General features: G+C 43.3%; 23 protein-coding genes. 15 read left to right on the top strand and 8 right to left on the bottom strand.

The features are described from left to right. Positions 1 to 472 precede the first annotated feature (472 nt). Together F6K38_RS14960 and F6K38_RS14955 are read left to right on the top strand one after the other, a co-directional pair. On the top strand, positions 473 to 925 hold the full coding sequence (locus F6K38_RS14960; RefSeq protein ID WP_008190345.1) for a hypothetical protein: 453 nt from the start codon (positions 473 to 475) through the stop codon (positions 923 to 925). A 28-nt stretch (positions 926 to 953) separates the two neighbouring features. After that, complete coding sequence (locus F6K38_RS14955; protein WP_287356839.1) at positions 954 to 1,166, top strand: hypothetical protein; 213 nt, start codon at positions 954 to 956, stop codon at positions 1,164 to 1,166. Here the strand turns inward: F6K38_RS14955 and F6K38_RS14950 are convergent. Continuing rightward, positions 1,118 to 2,620, bottom strand: coding sequence for a RecQ family ATP-dependent DNA helicase (locus tag F6K38_RS14950; RefSeq protein WP_008190344.1), 1,503 nt, complete (start codon positions 2,618 to 2,620; stop codon positions 1,118 to 1,120). The two genes, F6K38_RS14955 and F6K38_RS14950, sit on opposite strands and share 49 nt — an antisense overlap. 227 nt (positions 2,621 to 2,847) lie before the next feature. Between F6K38_RS14950 and F6K38_RS14945 the strand changes: the two genes are divergently transcribed. From F6K38_RS14945 to F6K38_RS14925, 5 genes are all read left to right on the top strand, one after another. Then, positions 2,848 to 3,774, top strand: coding sequence for an Rpn family recombination-promoting nuclease/putative transposase (locus tag F6K38_RS14945; RefSeq protein ID WP_287249540.1), 927 nt, complete (start codon positions 2,848 to 2,850; stop codon positions 3,772 to 3,774). 112 nt (positions 3,775 to 3,886) lie between these two features. Further along, positions 3,887 to 4,726 carry an Rpn family recombination-promoting nuclease/putative transposase gene (locus F6K38_RS14940; protein ID WP_287356838.1) on the top strand — a complete coding sequence of 280 codons (840 nt, stop codon included), beginning with the start codon at positions 3,887 to 3,889 and terminating at the stop codon, positions 4,724 to 4,726. A gap of 259 nt (positions 4,727 to 4,985) precedes the next feature. Further along, a complete protein-coding gene (locus F6K38_RS14935) occupies positions 4,986 to 5,837 on the top strand; it encodes an Rpn family recombination-promoting nuclease/putative transposase (protein WP_287356837.1) in 852 nt (283 codons plus the stop codon). Positions 5,838 to 6,046: 209 nt separating this feature from the next. Further along, positions 6,047 to 6,895, top strand: a complete 849-nt coding sequence (locus F6K38_RS14930) for an Rpn family recombination-promoting nuclease/putative transposase (protein ID WP_008190337.1) — start codon at positions 6,047 to 6,049, stop codon at positions 6,893 to 6,895. A gap of 286 nt (positions 6,896 to 7,181) precedes the next feature. Further along, positions 7,182 to 7,781 carry a DJ-1/PfpI family protein gene (locus F6K38_RS14925; RefSeq protein ID WP_008190336.1) on the top strand — a complete coding sequence of 200 codons (600 nt, stop codon included), beginning with the start codon at positions 7,182 to 7,184 and terminating at the stop codon, positions 7,779 to 7,781. A gap of 429 nt (positions 7,782 to 8,210) precedes the next feature. Here the strand turns inward: F6K38_RS14925 and moeB are convergent, their stop codons facing one another. Both moeB and F6K38_RS14915 read right to left on the bottom strand, forming a co-directional pair. Beyond that, positions 8,211 to 9,383, bottom strand: a complete 1,173-nt coding sequence (moeB, locus tag F6K38_RS14920) for a molybdopterin-synthase adenylyltransferase MoeB (RefSeq protein ID WP_008190334.1) — start codon at positions 9,381 to 9,383, stop codon at positions 8,211 to 8,213. Between the two features lie 34 nt (positions 9,384 to 9,417). Further along, complete coding sequence (locus F6K38_RS14915; RefSeq protein ID WP_008190332.1) at positions 9,418 to 9,900, bottom strand: M67 family metallopeptidase; 483 nt, start codon at positions 9,898 to 9,900, stop codon at positions 9,418 to 9,420. Positions 9,901 to 9,963: 63 nt separating this feature from the next. Here F6K38_RS14915 and F6K38_RS14910 point away from each other — a divergent pair, with 63 nt between their 5' ends. The 4 genes from F6K38_RS14910 (at position 9,964) to F6K38_RS14895 (ending at position 14,288) form a co-directional block, all read left to right on the top strand. Next, on the top strand, positions 9,964 to 10,092 hold the full coding sequence (locus F6K38_RS14910; RefSeq protein WP_267872113.1) for a hypothetical protein: 129 nt from the start codon (positions 9,964 to 9,966) through the stop codon (positions 10,090 to 10,092). 450 nt (positions 10,093 to 10,542) lie between these two features. Next, positions 10,543 to 11,760, top strand: a complete 1,218-nt coding sequence (locus F6K38_RS14905) for a hypothetical protein (protein WP_287249548.1) — start codon at positions 10,543 to 10,545, stop codon at positions 11,758 to 11,760. A gap of 397 nt (positions 11,761 to 12,157) precedes the next feature. Further along, positions 12,158 to 13,861 (top strand): ABC-ATPase domain-containing protein, encoded by a 1,704-nt coding sequence (locus F6K38_RS14900; protein WP_008190329.1) that lies wholly within the window; start codon positions 12,158 to 12,160, stop codon positions 13,859 to 13,861. A gap of 55 nt (positions 13,862 to 13,916) precedes the next feature. Beyond that, complete coding sequence (locus tag F6K38_RS14895) at positions 13,917 to 14,288, top strand: DUF433 domain-containing protein (RefSeq protein WP_008190327.1); 372 nt, start codon at positions 13,917 to 13,919, stop codon at positions 14,286 to 14,288. On the opposite strand, the gene F6K38_RS14890 is transcribed toward F6K38_RS14895, so the two are convergent. Further along, positions 14,275 to 14,463 (bottom strand): hypothetical protein, encoded by a 189-nt coding sequence (locus tag F6K38_RS14890; protein WP_075873595.1) that lies wholly within the window; start codon positions 14,461 to 14,463, stop codon positions 14,275 to 14,277. The genes F6K38_RS14895 and F6K38_RS14890 overlap by 14 nt on opposite strands. A gap of 23 nt (positions 14,464 to 14,486) precedes the next feature. Here F6K38_RS14890 and F6K38_RS14885 point away from each other — a divergent pair, with 23 nt between their 5' ends. Then, the gene (locus F6K38_RS14885) at positions 14,487 to 15,344 is read left to right on the top strand and encodes an alpha/beta fold hydrolase (protein WP_008190326.1); all 858 of its coding nucleotides are present in this window, start codon (positions 14,487 to 14,489) and stop codon (positions 15,342 to 15,344) included. Positions 15,345 to 15,521: 177 nt separating this feature from the next. Beyond that, positions 15,522 to 15,890, top strand: a complete 369-nt coding sequence (locus F6K38_RS14880) for a YccF domain-containing protein (protein WP_008190325.1) — start codon at positions 15,522 to 15,524, stop codon at positions 15,888 to 15,890. A 761-nt stretch (positions 15,891 to 16,651) separates the two neighbouring features. On the opposite strand, the gene F6K38_RS14875 is transcribed toward F6K38_RS14880, so the two are convergent. From F6K38_RS14875 to F6K38_RS14865, 3 genes are all read right to left on the bottom strand, one after another. Beyond that, positions 16,652 to 16,816, bottom strand: a complete 165-nt coding sequence (locus tag F6K38_RS14875) for a hypothetical protein (RefSeq protein ID WP_008190324.1) — start codon at positions 16,814 to 16,816, stop codon at positions 16,652 to 16,654. Positions 16,817 to 16,973: 157 nt separating this feature from the next. Continuing rightward, the gene (locus F6K38_RS14870; protein ID WP_075873596.1) at positions 16,974 to 17,465 is read right to left on the bottom strand and encodes an RNA-guided endonuclease InsQ/TnpB family protein; all 492 of its coding nucleotides are present in this window, start codon (positions 17,463 to 17,465) and stop codon (positions 16,974 to 16,976) included. Next, on the bottom strand, positions 17,431 to 18,291 hold the full coding sequence (locus tag F6K38_RS14865) for an RNA-guided endonuclease InsQ/TnpB family protein (protein ID WP_008190322.1): 861 nt from the start codon (positions 18,289 to 18,291) through the stop codon (positions 17,431 to 17,433). The genes F6K38_RS14870 and F6K38_RS14865 overlap by 35 nt, the downstream gene beginning before the upstream one ends. Before the next feature lie 378 nt (positions 18,292 to 18,669). On the opposite strand from F6K38_RS14865, the gene F6K38_RS14860 reads away from it, so the two are divergent. Continuing rightward, positions 18,670 to 18,915, top strand: a complete 246-nt coding sequence (locus F6K38_RS14860) for a FitA-like ribbon-helix-helix domain-containing protein (RefSeq protein ID WP_008190321.1) — start codon at positions 18,670 to 18,672, stop codon at positions 18,913 to 18,915. Beyond that, a complete protein-coding gene (locus F6K38_RS14855; protein WP_008190319.1) occupies positions 18,915 to 19,337 on the top strand; it encodes a type II toxin-antitoxin system VapC family toxin in 423 nt (140 codons plus the stop codon). The genes F6K38_RS14860 and F6K38_RS14855 overlap by 1 nt, the downstream gene beginning before the upstream one ends. Positions 19,338 to 19,449: 112 nt before the next feature. On the opposite strand, the gene F6K38_RS14850 is transcribed toward F6K38_RS14855, so the two are convergent. Continuing rightward, on the bottom strand, positions 19,450 to 21,403 hold a 1,954-nt coding region (locus F6K38_RS14850; protein WP_287356835.1), incomplete at its 5' end, for a CHAT domain-containing protein.

Raw genomic sequence — 21,403 nt, 5'->3', positions numbered from 1 at the left:
GTTTCTGATCTGCCCAGACTTGGTCGTGCTAAGTTAACATCCCCTGTCCGGTCATCCCTTGATCGTCTTGTAAATTGTAAAAAATAAGTCTTAGCCTGAGCGATCGCATACCTTTGATATTACGTTTAAGGTAGACTAGAATAATAACCTTCATAGCTAGGTGCCAAAAATCTAGTGGAAAAATCTAGTGGTATCTCAAGAAGCGCCTGCTTGACTGACAAATCTTGCTTGGTTACTTGGGTGAAACATAGTGAAACCCAATCCTGGCGGTTTTGTTGGGTTTCTCTACCGCTGCACCGCTCCCTAAGTAAAATCAATAGTTTTAGGAGTTTTGTCAGTCAATCACCAAGCTAGATTTGAGTAGTGGGAGTTAAACCAGAAATGGAGAGCACTCTATGAAACGTTTCAAGTGGCTCAGTATCTTTCACTGTCTTGATGCAGTCGCTCATGGGGGAAACCACGGCAGTTGCTCATGGGGGGAACCACGGCAGTCGCTCATGGGGGAAACCCCCAAGACCGCGCTGCCTCCCCAAGACCGCACTGCCTCCCCAAGACCGCGCTGCATCGCTATATTTGGGGCGGCATTTATTTCTTCTTTGGATTGTTCGTATTTCGTATATATTTCGATTTTTCGAGATATATAATCCAGATGCGTCCTTCATTATGTATTAATGAACCTTTCCGAGGAGATGCATGTGATACTTGGATAATTTTCTTCACTATCGCCATGCATATATTTCTACTTGGGTTTGGAATTGTTAATATAATGGCAGGATTCTTCTATCAGCGAGCCAAGCCAAATACTGCTAACTGGATTGCGGCATGTGTGAATCTGTTGAGTTTACCAATTGGTACAGCATTAGGAATATATAGTCTGTTGAAACTAAATAATTATTTAAAAGAATTACAGGAATCTCAACAATAAAAATTGAATAAGCTGTGTCAGTCTTTGAATGAATAGGAGTAGAGTGGGCATCCTGCCCGACCCAAGAGATCAAGGGACAGGCAAGATGCCTATTCCACCGGTCGCAGCTCTCCCTACTCCCTACGGTGCGCGCCTCCAAGGGCGAGTAAATCGCCCTTGGGTCGCACCGCTCCCTACTCCCTGTGATAAATGCTATGAGCAATTATCACAGCGATCGCATCTAAAGCCAACTGCTTCCTGAGTAAAACCAAATGCCTTTAGTAAAAATTGCCAACGACACTGGCGAGTTTTCAGGTATTGATTCATCTGAGACTGGGCTTGCTGTTGGATATTACTAACCTGTGCTAGGGAGGAAGATTTTTGAGACCGGTGTTGCCGGTAATGGAATGGATCAATCCATTCTAGTTGACCAGCACTATCGAGGAGTGCTAAGGCTATGGCACCATTGGGAAACTCTTTGGCTACTTTGGCTACTTCTCCCTGGGCTGGTAATTGCTTTGCTAACTGTTGAGCCTGTTGGTATTGCGATCGCATTTGATGGGAAAAAAATTCTTGTCGTTGCTTATCCTCTGGATTGAACCATCCCGTTGGTTCACTGACTAAGGTCAAAGCATCCGCTGGTTTACCATCCCTGCCGCCACGACCTACTTCCTGAATATATTCCGATAAGAGTAAAGGTGCTTGGAAATGCACCACCCAGCGTACATCTGGCTTATTAATCCCCATGCCAAAGGCACAGGTACACACCACAAATTGGGTCTGACCACTAATCCAGCTGGCTTCAATTTTCCGACGCTCCTGAGCACCCAAGCCAGCGTGGTAAGCTGCGGTGGAATATCCCAAGGAAGTAAACCATTGCGCTAACACTTCACTATCTTTTCGGGAACGCACATAGACTAAACCAGCTTGTTTAGGTCTGGCTTTAATATAGTTCAATACTCGTTGGCGACGTCCTTTGGGAGTCCAGACGGTTTGCACCTGGAGGTTAAGATTGTCTCGATAGGGGCTAATTAAAAATGTTTGGGGTTGTTGCAGTTGCAAGACTTTGCGGATGGTTTGTTGAGCCTTGGGGTCAGCGGTAGCAGTAAAGGATGCGATCGCAATTTTTGTTCCCTTGGGCTTACACTTGAGAAGTGCTGGTCTTACTGCTCCCAAACGGCGATAAGCAGGTCTAAAGGTATCACCCCATTGAACCAAACAATGGGCTTCATCTAAAATCAATCCATTAATCTGAAGCTGTGGCTGACACAACCGTTTCCACACTGCTGCACTGAGTAGGGTTTCTGGGGATAAGTAGAGCAATCGCAGTTGCTGCTTTTCTAGAGCTTGAAGGGTTTGTTGCCGTTGGTAGCGAGGTAATTCACTATGTAACAGAGCAGCAGGTAATTTGCGATCGCGCAATTCCTGCACCTGATTTTCCATCAATGCTACCAGTGGAGAAATCACTAATGTTAATCCAGTTTGTAGTAACGCTGGTAGTTGAAAACAAATCGACTTACCACCACCAGTAGGCAAAATAATTAAAGCATCCCGTTGTTCTAAAATCATCCGAATAATTTCACCTTGGGGGGGTCGAAAATCCTCGTAACCCCAGAATTGTTTCAACGCTGCACGAACATCATCCCATTGATTATTACTGGATTGATTAGTATTAGTATTATTGCTAGTATTTTTACTACTATTTTTAACAACCATCCTGCTTCACTCCCGTTGATTCCTTCCGTTGATTCCTTGTCTTGATGCAATAGCGAGTGGGGGAAACCCCCTTTGGCCAACTGCATCGCTTTAAGCTTAGATAAATGCTCACCGGTTATACACTAGAATATCAACGGATTTTGCTAGGATGATGAATGAAACGATGTCCGTGAGATTCCCTAGGAAAGACATTGATTAACCACTCTACCTCGTAAACTGGTAAAACCATGAGATTCATTAGTCCCAAAACTGACTTTGCTTTCAAGAAAATCTTTGGCTCAGATCAAAGTAAGGATATTCTGATTTCCTTCCTCAATGCCATGATCTACTCCGGGGAGTCGGTAATCGAGGATTTAGAAATCCTTGACCCCTATAGTGCCGGGGATGTAGTGGAGTTAAAAGACACTTATCTAGACATTAAGGCAGTATTAGAGGATCAAACAACTGTGCTGATTGAAATGCAAATCTGGAATGTGGAGGCTTTCGAGAAGCGAGTGGTATATAACTTGTGCAAAACCTATGGGAATCAACTAAAATCGGGACAGGGATATTTCCATCTAAATCCAGTCATTGCTTTAACCATCACGGATTTTCAGTTATTCCCCTCAACAGAGAAAGTAATTAGCTGTTTTTACTTTCAAGAAGAAGAAGACCACTTGCCTTATCAGGAGAATGAATTAAAGCTGGTGTTTGTGGAACTCCCCAAATTTACTAAGCAGCTGGAAGAGTTAGAAAGTGTGATAGATAAGTGGATATATTTTATCAAAGAAGCGCCCAGTTTAGAAATTATTCCTGACAATCTCAGGGAAATACCACAGCTAGAAAAAGCGTTAACTATAGCGAATCAAGCGGGGTTGAGTGTGTCAGAATTGGAAAAACTCCGCAAGCAGGAGATGGTGTTGGAGGACACGCGCGGTGCATTGAGTCTAGCTCAACGGGAAGGAATAGAACAGGGAATAATACAGGGACGAGAAGAAGGGGAAAGAAGGGTAATATTGCGACAGCTTGAGCGCCGTTTTGGCAAACTAACCAGTGATGATATCGCATTAATCGAAGCCTTGACGAATCAAGAGCTAGAGCGTTTATCAGAAGCCATCTGGGATTTTAAAACCAGTGAAGACTTACTCAACTGGCTCCAAGATAACTCTAACTAAAATCACAGCTAATATCATAACTTGACTCCATAAACAAGATCCAGGTGCGATCAATTTTTTAACTGGGATTCACTAAACTGTCTGAGATAGTGTTAAGTTTGAACAATTTGCCTTGGCTTACGATAATATCTGTAAATACCTAGCAGAAGAATACCCATCGGAGTTTTTTTACTGGCTATTGGGTGAAGAACCTCGCGATATTCAGGTACTTAAAACCGAATTAAGTGCTGAACCCATTCAAGCTGATGCTCTGAGTTTACTCCAAAGTACTAACCAAATTCTGCATCTAGAATTTCAAACCCTACCCCAATCCGAGCCACCATTAGCATTTCGGATGTTGGACTATTGGGTCAGATTACAACGTAAGTACCGATGTCGGATTGAACAGGTAGTGATTTTTCTAAAGTCTACGACCTCAGATCTGGTATTTACTAATGAGTTTAGGGATACTAACACCTGGCACCGTTATCGAGTAATTCGCTTGTGGGAGCAAGACCCTCAACCACTGTTAGCCAATCGGGCTTTGTTACCCTTGGCCACTTTAGCCAGGAGTAATAGCCCGAATCGATTGTTAGAGCAAGTGGTTGCTCAAGTGGATAGAATTGAAGAAAAACCATTACGGGGAAACCTAGCGGCCTGTGTGGATGTGTTGGCTGGTTTACGGTTTGATCAAGATTTAGTTCGTCGATTGTTAAGGGAGGAAGTTATGGAAGAATCAGTCACCTATCAAGATATTATCCAAAAGGGAGTCGAAAAGGGACTCCAGCGCGGAAAGCAGGAGGAAGCGGTATTAATTGTGATGCGTTTACTAACCCTGAAGTTAGGTTTAATTGACCCTGTGCTCCAACAGCAGATTGAGGGATTATCCATTACTCAATTGGAGGAATTGAGTGAAGCGTTGTTGAATTTTGAGACAGCAACGGATTTAGCGGTTTGGTTGGAGCACGGCTGACATTGAACTGTTAGTGTTCACCAGGATTTTTGGTGGGAAGATGATTTTGATAAGACCTGATCTAATCAGGTCTTTTTTAGATCTTATCTAAATCATTAGTGCTGGGGTATCATAGCTTGACTCCATAAACAAGATCCAGGTGCGATCAATTTTTTAACTGGGATTCACTACACTGTCTTGATGCAGTCGCTCATGGGGGAAACCCCCAAGACCGCGCTGCATCGCTGTCTGAGATAGTATTAAATTTGAACAATTTGCCTTGGCTTACGATAATATCTGTAAATACTTAGCAGAAGAATACCCATCAGAGTTTTTTCAGTGGGTATTGGGTGAAGAACCTCGCGATATTCAGGTAATTAAAACCGAATTAAGTGCTGAACCCATTCAAGCTGATGCTCTGAGTGTACTCCAAAGTACTAACCAAATTCTGCACCTAGAATTTCAAACCCTACCCCAATCTGAGCCACCACTACCATTTCGGATGTTGGACTACTGGGTCAGACTACAACGGAAATACCGATGTCGGATTGACCAGGTGGTGATTTTTCTAAAGTCTACGACCTCAGATCTGGTATTTACTAATGAGTTTAGGGATACTAACACCTGGCATAGTTATAGAGTAATTCGCTTGTGGGAGCAAGACCCATTACCGCTGTTAGCCAATCGGGCTTTGTTACCCTTGGCCACTTTAGCCAGGAGTAATCAGCCCCTAGGATTGTTAGAGCAAGTCGTTGCTCAAGTGGATAACATTGAAGAAAAACCATTACGGGGAAACCTAGCAGCTTGTGTGGATGTACTGGCTGGTTTGCGGTTTGATCAAGAATTAGTTCGTCGATTGTTAAGGGAGGAAGTTATGGAAGAATCAGTCACCTATCAAGATATTATCCAAAAGGGAGTCCAAAAGGGACTCCAGCAGGGACTCCAGCGCGGAAAGCAGGAGGAAGCGGTATTAATTGTGATGCGTCAGCTAACCCTGAGGTTAGGTTTACTTGACCCTGTACTCCAACAGCAGATTGAGGGATTATCGATTACTCGATTAGAGGAATTGAGTGAAGCGTTGTTGGATTTTAAGACAGTAACAGATTTAGCGGTTTGGTTGGAGCACGGCTGATATTGAACTGTTAGTGTTCACCAGGATTTTTGGTGGGAAGATGATTTTGAAAAGACCTGATCTAATCAGGTCTTTTTTAGATCTTATCTAAATCATTAGTGCTGGGGTATCATAGCTTGACTCCATAAACAAGATCCAGGTGCGATCAATTTTTTAACTGGGATTCACTACACTGTCTGAAATAGTCAAACATTTGTGAACAATTTGCCTTGGCCTACGATAATATCTGTAAATACCTAGCAGAAGAATACCCATCGGAATTTTTTCATTGGCTATTGGGTGAAGAACCTCGCGATATTCAGGTAATTAAAACCGAATTAAGTGCTGAACCCATTCAAGCTGATGCTCTGAGTCTACTCCAAAGTACAAACCAAATTCTGCACCTAGAATTTCAAACCCTACCTCAATCCGAGCCACCACTACCATTTCGAATGTTGGACTATTGGGTCAGATTACAACGAAAGTACCGATGTCCCATTGAGCAGGTGGTAATTTTTCTCAAGTCTACGACATCACAGATGGTATTCAATAACGAGTTTAGGGATACTAACACCTGGCACCGTTATCGAATCATTCGTCTGTGGGAGCAAGACCCATTACCACTGTTAGCCAATCGAGCTCTGTTACCCTTGGCTACTTTAGCCAGGAGCAATAACCCTAATCAATTGTTAGAGCAAGTGGTTGCCTATGTGGATAAAATTGAAGAAAAACCATTACGGGGAAACCTAGCAGCTTGTGTGGATGTACTGGCTGGTTTGCGGTTTGATCAAGAATTAGTTCGTCGATTGTTAAGGGAGGAAGTTATGGAAGAATCAGTCACCTATCAAGATATTATCCAAAAGGGAGTCCAAAAGGGACTCCAGCAGGGACTCCAGCGCGGAAAGCAGGAGGAAGCGGTATTAATTGTGATGCGTCAGCTAACCCTGAGGTTAGGTTTACTTGACCCTGTGCTCCAACAGCAGATTGAGGGATTATCGATTACTCGATTGGAGGAATTGAGTGAAGCGTTGTTGGATTTTGAGACAGTAACAGATTTAGCGGTTTGGTTGGAGCACTAAATCCCAATTTTTGAATTAAGAATGTAGAATTAAGAATTAAGAATTAAGAATTAAGAATTAAGAATTAAGAATTAAGAATTAAGAATTAAGAATTAAGAATTAAGAATTCTACATTCTGCATTCTGCATTCTGCATTCTGCATTCTACATTCTACATTCTACATTCTGCATTCTTCATTCTGACAGACAACCTTGGCCTTTCGGCCACGCTACGCGAACAACGTCAGAACCTTGATACATTAAGATTGCTCAAGAGCTATTCCGATTCAAACCACAGGAGTTATAACATGGCCGGAAAGCAAATCTTAATGCTCGTAGGTGACTTTGTAGAAGACTACGAAGTGATGGTTCCGTTCCAAGGGTTGCAGATGGTAGGACATACCGTTGATGCTGTCTGTCCTGACAAAAAAGCTGGGGACATTGTTCGCACAGCGGTTCATGACTTTGAAGGAGACCAGACTTACACGGAGAAGCCTGGTCACAACTTCACTCTCAATGCCACTTTTGATGGGATCAATCCTGAAGATTATGATGCCCTAGTGATTCCAGGGGGGCGAGCACCAGAATACATCCGCCTCAATCAAGATGTGATCAAAATCGTGCAGCACTTTGCCCAAGCCAACAAACCAATCGCAGCAATTTGTCATGGTGCTCAATTGTTGGCAGCAGCAGATGTAATCCAGGGTAAAAAATGTTCCGCTTATCCAGCCTGTGGTCCCGATGTTACCCGTGCTGGTGGAACCTATGCTGACATCCCAGTAGATCAAGCAATAGTAGACGGTAATTTAGTAACAGCTCCTGCTTGGCCTGCTCATCCCCAGTGGCTAGCAGAATTCCTCAAAGTTTTAGGTACTCGCATCGAGCATTTAGACCCAGTTGTGGTTTAGTCGAAAGTTCATGTAGGGTGGGCAGTGCACCAGACAGATAATGAAGCTTGCAAAGCGCGTTGGTAGGCACTGCCCACCCTACGATTAATGACTTTTAACTATCACTTTTAACTATCAAATCAAGCATCAGGAATAAACCAATATAGCAAGTCTTATAGCTATGAGGTACAAAGCGATCCCCCGTTTCCCTTAAAAAGTGGGACTTTTAAGTTGAGAAGCGTACCTCATAAATGCAAGAAGGCGTTGCTGAATTAAGGAATGAATGCGCGATCATCTGGTTTTGTTGAAGCCCCCTAAATCCCCCAAGTTTGGGGGACTTTTAGAGTTTTTTTCCCCCCAGAATTGGGGGGTTAGGGGGGCGAAACCATACCCATAATCAGCAACGCCTGCAAGAAAAGCTATAGATCCGTTTCATCCTTCATACTTGATTTAATATTGCGGTACTGATGAATCAATTTCCTGACTCCAGGCGGTAATACCCCCTTTAACATTAATCCCTTCAATACCAGCCTCTTTCAAAATTCCCAAGGCTTTCGCTGAGCGACCTCCCTTTTTGCAATGGGCAATCAAGCGATGACCATTAACCAGTTCCTTGACTTTTGCTACACCAGAACCTTGTTCAATATCCGGTAATGGCACTAGCACTGAGCCAGAAATCTTAGCAATATCATACTCATGGGGATTGCGGACATCAATCAAAACAAAATCATCCGCACCACTTTCCATGAGTTCCTTGAGCTCCTGGACATTCATCTCTTTGATATCCATCTGGCGTTTGGCTTCCTCTTCTTGAGCTTGGGGAATGCCACAGAATTGTTGATAGTCAATCAACTTCTCAATCACCGGTCGTTCTGGATTCGGTCGCAGTTTCAATTCCCGGAAGGTCATATTTAAAGAGTTGTACAGCAACAAACGTCCACTGAGGGTATCCCCCTTGCCTAAAATAATTTTGACCGTTTCCGTTGCTTGGATCACACCAATAATTCCTGGCAGAATGCCCAAAACTCCTCCTTCGGCACAGGAAGGTACCATTCCTGGTGGTGGGGGCTCAGGGAACAAGTCGCGGTAGTTGGGACCACCTTCGTAATTAAACACTGTCGCCTGTCCCTCAAACCGGAAAATAGAGCCATAGACGTTTGGCTTATTCAGAAGTACACAGGCATCATTGACTAGGTAACGGGTGGGAAAGTTATCTGTACCATCGACGATAATGTCATAGGGTGCCATGATTTCCAAGGCATTCTCGGAATTCAGCAGGGTTTCGTAGAGGTCTACCTGACAGTGAGGGTTGATTTCTAGAATCCGCTCTTTGGCCGACTGAATTTTGGGTTTACCTACCCACGACGTCCCGTGAATTACCTGACGTTGGAGATTAGAACTATCTACAACATCGAAATCTACTAGACCTAGGTTTCCAATTCCAGCAGCAGCAAGATAGAGCAATAGGGGTGAACCTAATCCACCACTACCTATACATAGGACACTGGCAGCTTTGAGACGTTTTTGTCCTTCTAAGCCAACTTCGGGCAAAATCAGGTGTCGGGAGTAACGTTCGTATTCGTCTTTACTTAATTGGATTTCATCTAGATTGGGATTTAACATGGCATGTTGGGTTTGAAGCGGTAAGACTCAGGACTTAACCTTTGATAATGATAGTTTCTTCTGGCTGGAACTGGTGGTGTTCATCCAGGCTCCAACTTCTGAAGTCACACGCTTTACCTTCCTCAACAGCAACAATAATATACGAGTATTGCTGCCAAGCGATCGCACGATCAAATTCTGAAGGTACCGCTGGGTGATCCGGATGAGAGTGATAGATCCCGATTATATCGAGATTGCGATCGCGTGCGTCTTTTTGTGCCCGCATTAGCACCTCAGGAGCAATGCTGAATCGGCGCTGTCTGCTATAATCTCCCTGATGTTTGCCCTCAACCGTAGGATAGGCATCAGCTGCTTCAGCATCCCAGTTGTTCGGTGTGGGTAATACCTCAACCAGCGTTTTCACATCACCCCGGTGCTTACCCAATAGTAAACCGCAGCACTCTTCAGGATAGGTGCTCTCTGCGTGATTTTGAATTGCCAGTTGATGCTCACTGTCCAGTCTTAAGCCCATACCCATTTAACCATCACCATGTCTTGATGCAACTCTTTTTTGTTCACAGTTGAGTGTATATGTAAGCATATGCGCTACGCGCAGGCTAAGCCAACAGCCGTCAGCCGTCAGCCGTCAGCTTATTTTATTCAAAAGCTGTTCGGTGTAGCGTGGCCACAGGCCAATGGCCACTCAAGTAGCACCATCTGTAGTGCGTAAGCATTCAGCTATCAGCCGTCAGCCGTCAGGTTATTTTATTCAAAAGCACCATTAGTAGCCTAAGCTATGGGCATAAACTGTTCGGTGTAGCGTGGCCACAGACCTTTAGCTGTTCAGGTAGCATGGGCGTAGCGCTAATCGCTGTTCGCTGATAGCTGACGGCTGAATGCTTACGTAGCGCTAATCGCTGTTCGCTGATAGCTGATAGCTGATACGCGACACGCTGATAGCTGATAGCTTACGTGTATATTACCGTCAACTGTCAACCGTTAACCAAAAATTATCAATTATCAAATTATCAACTATAATATCACTTGTAATAGGTAAGATATTGTCGGGTGTAATACGTATTAGTCTTCAGTGTTGGTCAAATTTAAATTAACAAGTCTCAAGTCACAAGTCTCAATCGTAAATTTTCAATTAACAAGTCATTAAGGACCAGGGTTTGATATGACTCCTAACCGCACTATAACAGCAAACAACGAAGAGTATCGATTTTTTTTTCAGGAGAATGCTGCCAATATTTTTAAACACCATGACCGGGAAGTAATAGACTGCTTGCAACGTCGTAAAATTTCGATTAGCAACATTATACCATTGGATCAGGTTTACAATATATCTGTAAAAATCGGTAAAAATATTCCCTTTAAGTCAGTAAAAAAGTTGGCCTTACAACAAATGGAGGCAGTAGGAGAATTTCTTCAATATTTTCAAATCAGCATCCTCGGTCAACCCACCAGTATCTTCCAACTCCATGAGATTGAAATTAAAATAGATAAAATTTTTACCCCTGGCTTAACCTATGAGGGCGGAAAACTACTAATCTCTATTCCCGACTCGTCCTTACCGTTTCAGTCCCGTTACCTTAGCGATCAGGAGCTGAAAAATCAATGGAATAAGGGGAATCATCTTTCCAAAAAGTCTCTGTCTCGTAAAGCTTGGTGGTTATTAAATCCGATCGGGGAATTTAGGACTAACCTCAGAACAATGCTATGGCAAGCTGCCCAAAAGCAAATTTTAGGTATTGACAAACTATTACTTAAGTTTGGCTTAATTGATAGATATGATAGCAGTCAACAAAGTGGTGAGCAACCCAGCTTACTGTTCAACCAGAATCCACCACCACAAGATCAGGGGTTGAGACAGAATCCTCCAACACAAGATCAGGGATTCAGAGAAGGTGCGATCGCATTGATCAAAAACTCTGTAAATGAAGAGAAGCTGGGAATAGACTTAGAAGTCGTACTTAAGGATCAAGATGAGGCTACTTTAGGGAAGCTGCTGGGATTATTTAGGCAAAACTTGGCAGACGCCGGCCAAATGGAAGAACTGATTGAAGCTGGTGCTTTAACCCTACAACAAGCCGTTTTCCATGAACAATCTGAAATTGATATTAAGATGTTTGGGTTTGTGAATGTGGGTAATTATCATCGCATTGATGTATCGCTGAATATAAGTGCTGGTTACTTGAAAAAATATGTTGAATTGATTCCCAGAAAGGCTGTTATAAAAGCAATTCAATTCGGATTTGTTAACGTCTATACTATAGACGATATTACAGTAAATCCTAACTTCCATGGAGCAATTAAGCTCTATTGGGAAACTGCTGCTCTGGAAAAATCACTGCAAGAATTAAGTCTAGTAAATCTCTCAGAGCAGTCAAGTTAGTAAACGTCAGCGGTCAGCGGTCAGCGGTCAGTGGTCAGCGGTCAGTGGTCAGTTATCAAGTATGCAGACGGAAGTCACATTAAACAGATAGTTACCTGTTATATTCAAAAGCACCTCAAGTAGCGACTGAATCAAGACAGCGTGGGCGTAGCCCATAAGCTAATAGCTAATAGCTGATAGCTGATAGCTAATAGCTGATAGCTGATAGCTGATAGCTGATAGCTGATAGCTGATAGCTGATAGCTAATAGCTGATAGCTGATAGCTGATAGCTTAAGTCATTACTCAATAGTCATCAGGGTACTCAACAGTCAACAGTCAACAGTCATTAATCCCTTGTTAATTGACAAGTTGGTAGTAACCATTGACAATTAACAAGCAATTTTCTGCTTGCAATTATGGCCACTAGCAATCAATTGGAGTCTTTACTCCTACAACTCGATGACCGCAGCTACAAATCCTACAGAGATATCAAGGGCAGCTATCAGTTTCCAGATTTCACTCTAGTGATTGACAGGGTTCAGGGAGACCCCTTTGCCTCTCCTAGCCAAGTGCGCGTGTACTTACCCCAGTCAGTGGCTGGTTTCCCCAGTGAGCTTTATCGAACTGACAGCCGAGCCATTGCCCTAGAAGATTATCTAACTCGCTCATTTGATTGGGTAGCTGGGGAAATGAGCTGTCGGCGGGGTACTGGGAATAGTGGCTTGATTGCCATTACCCGTGTCGGACAATCCGTGCTGGAGCGCACCTCCGCTTTGGTTAGTGATCAAGGGGTAGAAATCCGGTTTGTGGTAGGATTACCAGCTCGTGGTCGTCGGATTTCTGGGCGTCAGGCCGCAGAAATGCTATGCCAAGATATCCCTGATATTATTGACCAATCCATCAAGTATGAAGTCCTCGATCCAGCTGAGATTAAGCATCATGTAGAAACAGTGGAAGATGCCGATTGGCTGCGTCAACAGCTCGGACCCCGTGAATTAGTTGCCTTTATTCCTAACGGTGCTATTTTGCCACGCTCCAGTGGGGTGGATGACAAACCATTACAAGAGGATGCGATCGCATTTCAATCTCCCAAGACACTTCAAGTCGCATTCACTTGTCCCAATCGAGGATTAATTACCGGTATGGGAATCCCAGAAGGGATCACCTTGATTGTAGGAGGTGGCTATCATGGCAAGTCCACAGTGCTCAAAGCCATTGAATTAGGAGTTTACAATCATATTCCTGGAGATGGACGGGAATTAGTAGTCACCAATCCCACCGCCGTCAAGATTCGGGCTGAAGATGGTCGGGGGATTTCTGGTGTAGATATTTCCCCATTTATTAATCAATTACCTCAAGGTCGCTCCACTGAAAAATTTTCCACCACCAATGCTAGTGGTAGCACCTCCCAGGCCGCAAATATTATGGAAGCACTGGAGGCCGGTACCGAGTTACTGTTGGTAGACGAAGACACAGCAGCAACTAACTTTATGATTCGCGATCGCCGTATGCAGGAGCTGATTGCTAAAGATAAAGAACCGATTACACCATTTATTGATAAAGTCCAACAGCTCTATACCGAGTATGGTGTCTCTACTATATTAGTCATGGGAGGCAGTGGAGATTACTTTGATGTAGCCGATACGGTCATTGCCATGGACAACTTCCAACCCCAGGATGTCACGGAAAAGGCTCAGTTAATTGCCGAAAAATACTTTACCGAACGCAGCGCTGAAGGCGGGAAACACTTTGGCACTATTACCCCACGAGTACCATTAGCCCATGGGATTGACCCCAGTCGTGGACGCAAAGCCGTAAAATTGAAAGTCCGAGATGTAGATGAAGTAGGGTTTGGTGCAGAAAATATTGATTTATCTGCTGTTGAGCAGATTGTAGAAGTAGGTCAGTTAAGAGCAATTTCCAAAGCTCTTGTTTATGCTAAAGAGCATTATATCGATGAACGGTTGACCCTATCGGAAATTTTAGCTCTGGTGATGAGGGATATTGAAGAAGAAGGATTCGATGTACTAACGTTCTTTCCTGAAGGGGATTTAGTTCAATTCCGCCCCTTGGAATTAGCAGCAGCGCTGAATCGATTGCGGACCCTGTCAGTACTTTGAGGGGAATCCGGATCAACAGTCCTTTTTAAATTATCAATTATCAATTATTGAACTGATGAAAATAGAAGACTATTTTGATTTTATGGCTCCTGATGATATTCGCATCAAAGGAACCCGAGTGGGCATTGAAAATGTGCTGTATGAGTACATTTATCGTAATCGTACTCCAGAAGAAATTCTTAACTGTTTTTACACCATTACCTTAGAACAAGTTTATGCTACAATTCTTTACTACTTAAATAACAAAGAAGTTGTCAGCCAATATATTTATGACTGGCTGGAATGGAGTCATCAGCAACATAAAGCTCAAGAACTAAACCCTCCTCCAGGTATAGTTAGATTACGAAAATTAAAAGCGGAACAAGAAGCTAATAAGGTAAGCATTCAGCTATCAGCTGTCAGCCGTCAGCTAATCAACGGAAGGTAGTAAACAAACTAGGGGGTGCTGGTACGACTGGTTGAAAATCCCTGCTGGTTTTACTCATCCGATCCCGTGCAGTTAAAGCGCCTGATAGCAGCTCAAGTAGCGTGCGCGTAGCGCTAATCGCTGTTCGCTGATAGCTGACGGCTGAATGCTTACCTAATAAGAAAGCCTGTACCATGGCTTAATCGCAATCATCCCATCATGCCCATACGTCAAACCTTAGACTTACCAAAGATCCAACTGTCTTACCTAGAATGGAACCAAGGCCAAACTCCCTTGTTACTCTTACATGGATTAGCAGACCATGCCCTAGTGTGGTCTAGCCTCGGGGATTACCTTGCCCCAAAGTATCATATCGTTGCTCCAGATCTGCGCGGTCATGGGGAAAGTAGCAAGCCGGATCTTGGCTATACCTTTGATGATCACATCGCGGATTTAGAAGCCTTAATGGATCACCTAGGATGGTCTAGTGCTCATATCCTCGGTCACTCCTGGACTGGTAAATTAGTTCCGATCTGGGCTAAGCAAAATCCATCGCGATTACGCAGCCTAATTTTGGTGGATCCCTTTTTCATCGGGAAAATTCCGATGTGGTTTAAGGTTCTGTTTCCCATACTGTTCCGTGTCTTGCCTTTTGTAAAAGCTATGGGACCCTTTGTCAGTTATGAGCAAGCGGAAGCACAAGCTAAACAATTAAAACAATACCGGGGCTGGAGTCCCTTTCAGCAAAACGTCTTTCAAGCCAGCATTGAACCTAAACCTGATGGCAGTTGGGGCAGTAAATTTGTGGTTCAGGCCAGAAATGAGATTTTTGAAGACGTGATGCGCGTAGCAGGACTAACGGAAATCATTGATATTCCTACGGTATTGATAGTACCAGAAAATGGTCTTAATCGCTCCGATGGACAGCTAAAACCCTATAAAACTTATCTCAAAAATCTAACTATTCGTCAAGTTTATGGGAATCATTGGCCATTTTTAGTAGAGCCGGAAGAGTTTAATCGGGCTGTAGAGCTGTTTTTGGAAGAGCAACAGCAAAAGCCCTGTGACGTTGACTGATCACTGTTTGCTCTGAGCTTTTTGCTGTGATGTTTCAGGATTAGACCATTTAATTTTATTACCCCTATTCCCTACTCCCTACTCCCTACTCCCTACTCCCTCAAACCTAGGACGAAGTCCTTTATCCCATTAACTGGTATAGTTAAGTAGCACCAAGGGAATTAATAAAATAGAGTCATGAGCCTTTTAGGAAACATTATCTGGTTAATTTTCGGCGGTTTAGTTGTTGGTGCCGGTTACATTATCGGTGGATTAGGGATTTGTCTGACTATTATTGGCATCCCCTTTGGAATACAGGCTATAAAGTTGGGCATCGCTACTCTGGCACCATTTGGCAGAACAATTGAGGAAACTTCAGAGGCTGGTAGCCTCCTCAATATGATTTTTAACATTATCTGGTTGATCGCTTTTGGCTGGGAGATTGCTGTGGCTCATTTGGTATCAGGGCTAATTTTAGCCATTACGATTATTGGTATTCCCTTTGCCCAACAGCATTTTAAATTAATTCCCCTGTCTCTATTTCCCTTCGGAAGAGAATTGCGCTAAATTTGTAAGCTATCAGTTATCAGCTATCAGCTATCAGTATATGCTTTGATGGGCTTTTATCCAGACTTTAAATTATGATTAATCTCGAACTATTAAATTATTCCGTTTGTGCGATAAGCACGCTACGCTGGGTTTATTATCAGCTGACGGCTGACAGCTGACGGCTGAATGGTTAACTAAATTTTATATTCAATACTTTTGTATTTATGGATAACACAGTTTTATTTGGTATCGGCACTTTGCAGGAGTGGCTAACAGTATTAGGTTATACATCTTTAATTGCTTTTGTTTTTTGGCGCGTGATGCTTACAAAGCCGAAGTGATATATTGAGATACTCTAGCAAAGGGAACAGGCTTGTAGGGTGGGCAAAAACAGTTTGGTTCAAATGAGTATTCTAGATAATATTACTTTGCCCACCCTACTTTAATTGGGATTTTTTTTACACTACATTGACCTACGCGCAAGTCAGAAGTCAGAAGTCAGAAGTCAGAAGTCAGCTTAGACTTACGTTTCGCAATTTAGGAATGTCCTAACCTTAATGTGTATAGCGGTTTTTAATCTAGTAAGGTACAATTTTTTTGGTTTTAGGGAGCAGGGAGCAGCTTACAAGGGTAGGTTTTTTACAAATGAGCGAGTAGGTACTTTAATTACGTAGAAATTCCGAAAACTATGTATTATATTATACAATAATTTCCGGGATAATTCTTTCCATCTCCTCATCTCCCCATAAACCCTTCGATCAGATCTGACCCAATCGCCCTTACACAAAAAAAATAACCACTTCTTCTCTTCTGTTCTCTTCTGTTCTCTTCTGATTGTTTATATTATTTTCTATTTTTTTCTGTGCTTTTCTGTTTACTTGAGCTTCTCCCCCCACACTTCCCACACCTCCCACACTTCCCACACTCCCTGTTTGACCTGTCATGTAAAAAACCTACCCTTATGAGGCAGGGAGCAGGGAGCAGGGAGCAGCGGATATGGGAAGAGGGAAGAGGGAAGAGGTAAAAAAATATGTGTACCTCATGAGGATAAAAAGCGCTATAGTGCTATATATTGAGATACTGCCCTTGACACTCCCCGGTCTAAAGACGCGGGGATTCTTCAATCATTGACTCGACTTGCTGAGCCTGGCCGAAGCCAAGAACAGTAGAGGCCAAATCTCCTGAAGCGTTCGAATCAATGATCCAGGTTCCGGTGTGCCCCACCGTACCCAAGGCTCTGTTTAGGATGTTGATTGCGGCATTGTGGTCACGGTCTAATTCACAGCCACAACGACAGGTATGAGTCCTAGTAGATAGTGATTTCTTTACTACCTCTCCGCAGCCCGAACAATTCTGACTAGTATAGGCAGGGTTTACTGCTACGGTAACTCTACCGAATTTAGTTCCGAAGTGTTCTAACCATTTCCTAAACTGATACCAACCTGCATCGTTAATAGACTTAGCAAGACAGTGGTTTTTAACCAGGTTTTTGACCCTTAAATCTTCGTAAGCTATCAAGTCGTTAGACCGAACTACGCAACGTGCCGGAGACGAAACCTTAGAAGAGTGCAGCCTTACAACAAAACCTGCCACCTTTGATGCATAGCCTACCAACTATAAAGGCTGCACTCTTCTTGCGGTAACTTCTAACCAGTCTCTTGGCATGTTCTTCACGTTGCCTACTTATTTTAAGGTGTTGCCTACCTAGCCTATTAACCGCTTTTCTACGATTGGTTGAGCCTTTCTTTTTTCGGGAAACCCGACGTTGGTAAAATTTTAATCTTTTCTCCCCAGTTCTGTAAAAGCGGGGATTTGGTTCAGTTTTTCCTCTGGAATCAGTGTAAAAGTCTTTTAGCCCTACATCTAGACCGACAGTCGCGTCAGCAGGGACTAATTGTTCCTTTACTTCGACAGAAACACAGAACTGAACATAATAGCCATCAGCTCTTTTTACTATGCGAACTCGTTTGATTTGCTTCTTATCAAAGCGCCACAAGTCCCACGTACCTTTAAGTTTAAGCTTTCCAATTCCCTTCTTGTCAGTGAAGGTTATAGATTTCTGATCAGGGGATATCTTCCACCCTGATTGCTTGTACTCAACTGATCGGCAATTTTTCTGAAAATTAGGAAAACCCTTTTTCCCAGGAACTTTCTTTTTGCAGTTATCAAAGAAACGAGATATTGATGACCATGCTCTCTCAGCCGCAGCCTGTCTGGCCGTTGAGTTTAATTCATTGGCAAACGGGAAATTTTTAGCCAAGGTTTTGCAATATTTATTGAGGTCGTATTTGTTCAACCCTTTATTATCCATCCATAGGCGGAGGCAGCTATTTCTTACGAACTTCATAGTTCGGATAGCTTCGTCTATTGATTGATACTGTGACTTGTTTCCGTATGCCTTAAACTCAAGTATAATCATCAGAATTCGACCTCTTCTGGTATATTATTATGCTAGCAGCCCTAGCGCAATTTGAAAAGTATTTTTGCTATATTTCTTGAAGGGTGGCGCTTTGCCACTGCGAGCCTTCATCCCGGAGACGAAACCTTAGAATAGGGTCGCCTTATTACAAAAACCTTCAAACTTTTACTCATAACCTGCCGACGCTCATTGGCTCCACTATTCTTGCGGTAAATTCTAACCCGGTCTAAAGACACGGGGTTTTCGGCTTTCGGGATGCTTATAACGTAGGTTAGACGATGAGCGCGATCGCGTAGTGGCTCTGAAAGAGCATCCCACTCCCATGGGTTGGTTTTCTACTACTATGCTATCATGATAGTGTAAACATTAGGGAAAACCATGACCAATTTAAGTCTACGAGATATTCCTGAAGAGCTTTACCAAAAAATCAAAGCAATGGCTGCCCGAGAACGCCGTTCTGTGAATCAACAGATTCTGGTGTTATTGGAGCGGTCTGTGGGACTCTCCCAGCGACCTTCAACACAGGTTCTCGAAGCAATTGATCGCACTAGAGAAACAATCTTTACCCGAGTCGGTGTCATGCCTGATTCAGTGGAGCAAATTAATCAGGACCGGAGCCGTTAATGCTGTTGGTGATTGATAGTAGCGTTGTTGCTAAGTGGTTGTTTGTGGAGCCATTAACCAAACAGGCTCTGGCTGTCCGTAAACATTGGGAGTTATCCAGAGTAGATTTGATTGCGCCACAACTGATCCTAGCAGAAGTCGGAAATATCATCTGGAAAAGACAAAGAGTGGGTTTGATTACTGAGCAAGAGGGAAATAGTCTCATTGCCCACCTACTAGCACTATCTCTGCCAACAGTAGAGACAGAATCTATTTTACCCAGAGCCTATAGTTTGGGAGCAGTTTTTGACCGGACTGTCTATGATGCCCTCTATCTAGCCTTAGCAGAGGCAATGGCAGCTAAGTTCATCACGGCAGATCTGCGCTTGTATAATGCAGTTAGTGGGAATTTACCATTCATTGACTACTTGGGTAATTACTAAGTTGACTTGTCCTTCTTGTTGTAAAGATATCACCCCAGAGCATCTTTATCCTTGGCTTGGTGCGTTATTAACGCACCCTACTCCCTACTCCCTACCCCCTACTCCCTACTTTTCACAACCAATTTCCCAGCAAAATAAAAGCCGACCAGTAAATGGGGTGATTAAATGCCTCGCTCTGCAACAGCTCCAGTTGAGCTTGTCGCAAAGCTTCAGCCTTGGTAACCTGGCCTGTGGCTAACCTCTGATAGAACCGAGTCATTAACTCTGTAGTAGCAAGATCGTCCGCAGTCCAGAGACTGGCAATGGTACTGCGTGCCCCCCCACGCACGGCGATACCAGCTAATCCCAACGCTGCTCGGGAGTCTCCCACGGCGGTCGTACAAGCACTGAGGACGAGTAATTCAATCGGATTTTCTTGCTTTTGATCCGCTGAGATCAGAGTATTTAACTCATTGAGATTGATCACGTCATCCCAGGTCAGCAGAAAGGTTTCTTCCGCTACTGAACTAACTTGACCATGAGTGGCGAGATGAACAATTTCGTAACCAGAGCTATTAACTACTGTATTGAAGTTGGATTCAGTAAAGGACTCATTGAGTAAAATCAATGAAGGAATTTGACCCTTGATATTCTCTAATTCGACTTTCACCCCAGGAAGTGCTCCTAAATTGGGACGATGGGGACGAGTTTCGCTAACTCCAGCAGTTAGAACTGAAACGTTTTGTCTGACATTGGCTTTAGGGTCGATTAGTTGTAAACTAGGTGCTACCGCAATACTGTATTTCTCGATGGAATAGCGTTCCCCGTCATAAAGCACCGACATGGGAAGATCGCGCAGACCCCCATCGGGAATAAATACTAGGGTGCGGATGTTACTGTTGGCTAATTCGACTTCAACCGGACCGATTAACCAGTCGTGTATTGTTTGTAAGTTGTCCTTTCTCAGACCTCGCCAAGAATTAATAATATTGATGTTTACCGAAGCCAGTTGTTGTTCTATTTCTGGTTGAGGTAAGTTAGTAGTAATCTGGCGCAGGGGTTGTCCGGGCAAAGTGACAATTACTTCCAGGCGGTCTGGCAAGATAATGGTATAGAATATAGCGGCGTTGGGGTCTATTTCGTCGAGATTAACAGGTTTAGCATCTAGACAAGCATCCCGAAAGAAGTTGTCTAGTTCTGCTAGTTGTAGGGATTCAATTACATCTCGTGCTTGTTTGAGGTTTTCTTGAGATGCATTCGGTTCCAGCAGTAGTCCTACTAATTCTCGGTAGACTGGTTCAACACTCTCTCGAAACCCAAATTGAATATCGCTACTAATCGCGACTAGGTCGCTACGGATAGATTGGAGGGTTTGCACGGATTGAGCATAGGCCGCGATCGCGTAGCGTGACCTTTGGTCAATCGCGTCCAATTTATCCTGTTTTAGATTCAGAATTCTCCCCAGTTGCCATTGCCATTGATAAGCTAAATCCGGAGCCTGGATTTCTTGAGAAATTAGTAACGCTTTTTCGGTTAAGTCTTCCGCTTCATCAAGACGTTGATTGTATTCGTATAAAGTCCCCAAGTTACCGATCGCTTCCGCTTCCGCTCGTTTATCTCCTAAATTCCTAGCTAGCTTAATAGCATCAGCGAGATAAGTAGCAATATCTTTGGGAGATGTGAGTTGTGATGTTGTCGGTTTTAATAGGGTTTTAGCTAGATTAATTATAGCATAAATTGCAGCTTTACTGGGAGATAATTTAGTTAAACTATTGTCGATAGCAGGCAATAATTCTCTGGCTTGTGACCACTCTTGTTGAGCTATCACTATACTCAGTTGATTTAATTGCCCTTGAATTTTCATATCAGCTAAGGGAGATTCCTCCACAACCCGTTGATAGAACTCTAAAGCGTCTGCTGTGTCTCCTTTTAATCTAGCGGTATTGCCCAAACTGATCAGATTATCAGCAATCAAGGTCTGATCTCGTAAGTTTTCCGCTATCGCTAAACTTTGTTGTAAAATTGCTTTAGATTCTTTGAATTTTCCTACTCGGCGCAGCACATCACCTAGGTATTGGAGGGCGGTA

Origin of the sequence: Moorena sp. SIO3B2 (assembly GCF_010692525.1) — a bacterium.
GTDB classification, from domain to species: domain Bacteria; phylum Cyanobacteriota; class Cyanobacteriia; order Cyanobacteriales; family Coleofasciculaceae; genus Moorena; species Moorena producens.
This window is presented reverse-complemented; position numbering and strand designations above follow the sequence as displayed.